This window comes from Mesorhizobium sp. M7A.F.Ca.CA.003.01.2.1 (assembly GCF_003998945.1).
Taxonomy (GTDB): Bacteria; Pseudomonadota; Alphaproteobacteria; order Rhizobiales; family Rhizobiaceae; genus Mesorhizobium; species Mesorhizobium ciceri.
Genome location: NZ_RZRA01001050.1, coordinates 1 through 1,817, shown reverse-complemented (window position 1 = coordinate 1,817; position 1,817 = coordinate 1). Strand labels below are relative to the sequence as shown.

1 protein-coding gene and 1 pseudogene are annotated in these 1,817 nt (G+C 65.2%); both read left to right on the top strand.

Going from position 1 to position 1,817, the window contains the following annotated elements; translation table 11 throughout:
* The coding region (locus tag EN969_RS29475; protein ID WP_164758606.1) for a Gfo/Idh/MocA family oxidoreductase at window positions 1–744 on the top strand (744 nt) is incomplete at its 5' end.
* Window positions 741–1,817 (top strand): annotated as a pseudogene (locus tag EN969_RS29470) (hypothetical protein); the annotation flags it as partial. The gene EN969_RS29475 and the pseudogene EN969_RS29470, both read left to right, overlap by 4 nt.

Sequence of the window (1,817 nt, the reverse complement as noted above, 5' to 3'; positions counted from 1 at the left end):
TTCGCGCCGACGCTTGCCGACGCAAAGGCGATGGTCAAGGCATGCGCGGAAGCCGGCGTTCCGCTGATGGTGCATGAGAATTTTCGCTGGCAGTCACCTATCCAGGCGGTGCGGACCGTGCTCGATAGCGGCGAGATCGGCACGCCCTTCTTCGGGCGTATCTCCTTCCGCTCGGCCTATGACGTGTTTTCCGGTCAGCCCTATCTGGCGACGGGAAAGCGCTTCATCATCGAGGACCTCGGTATCCATATCCTCGATATCGCCCGTTTCCTGCTCGGCGACGTCTCGACCATCACGACACGAATCGCCCGCATCAATCCCGCCATTGCGGGCGAGGATGTGGCGACCATGCTGATGGACCACAAGAGCGGCGCAACCTCCGTGGTCGACTGCAGCTACGCGACCAAGCTCGCCACCGAGCCGTTTCCCGAAACGCTGATCGAGATCGATGGCAGCGACGGCACGATCCGGCTGGCGCAGGGATACCGGCTGACCGTCACCGGCAAGAGCGGCACGGCCGTCACCGACGTCTCGCCGCCGCTGCTGGCCTGGGCGTCGCGGCCCTGGCACAACATCCAGGAAAGCGTCGTAGCCATCCAGCAGCACTGGGTCGACTGCCTGGCAAAGGGGACCGAGCCGGCGACCTCGGGCGCCGACAATCTTAGGACATTCGCGCTGGTCGAGGCCGCCTATGCTGGGGCCGCGAGCCGGCAACCGGTGCAACTCGACGCCTTGCCGAAATGACCGCCGGCACTTTCCTGCTCTACGGCACGCGCGTGGTCGAGGCCGAGCCGGTCAGGCTCAGCGCAGGCTCGCTCAGCGCCGACTTCGTCAACGGCAATCTGCGCACCATCCGCCATGGCGGCACCGAAGTGCTGCGCGCCATCGCCTATATCGTGCGTGACCGCGACTGGGGCACCTATGAGCCAAATTTGACGGACCTGGTGATCGAGCAGGGTGCCGACGCTTTTTCGGTCAGCTATTCGGCAAGCTGCCTGGCCCCCGATGGAAACCGGCTCGGCTTCCGCGCCACCATCAAAGGCTCTGCCGACGGCCGTCTGGTCTTCGACGTCAGCGCCCTTCCCGAAAACGATTTCGAAACCAACCGCTGCGGCTTCTGTATCCTGCACCCGATCGCCGACCTCGCCGGTAGCCCGGTCATGGTCGAGCACACAGACGGCAGCGTGGTGGCGACGAAACTTCCCCAGCTGATCGACCCCTGGCAGCCTTTCAAGGATATCCGCGCCATCTCCCATCAGGTTCGGCCTGGTGTCATCGCTGAGTGCCGGATGGAAGGCGATACTTTCGAAATGGAGGACCAGCGCAACTGGTCGGACGCCTCCTACAAGACCTATGTGCGGCCGCTGGTGCTGCCGTGGCCGTATGTGCTGCCTGCCGGCCAGCCCCTGAGCCAGACGATCAGCCTGCGCATCGCAGGTGAAGGCAAAGCGCCGGCTGCCGCAGTGGCCAGCGAACCGGTCAGGGTCGAACTCGGCGAGGCGGGAGCAAGGCTGCCCGATGTCGGCGTGGTCATCTATCCCGAGGATGTCGAGACGGCGCTGGCGAACCTCTCCACGCTGGCGGCACTCGGCCCACAACAGCTGCTGTTTCACCACGATCCGACGCGCGGCCACGGGCTCGATGCCTTGCGCGCTTTCGCCCGGCTCGCAACTGCCTACGCAGCCGAAACCACCCTCGAATGCGTCGTTGCCTGCGCTGGTGATCTTGACGCCGAGTTGTCCGGCGTCGCCGACCTGGTTCGCCGGGCCGGGCTAAAACTCTCGGCCATTGCCGTGTCGCCGTCGGTCGACCGGCAG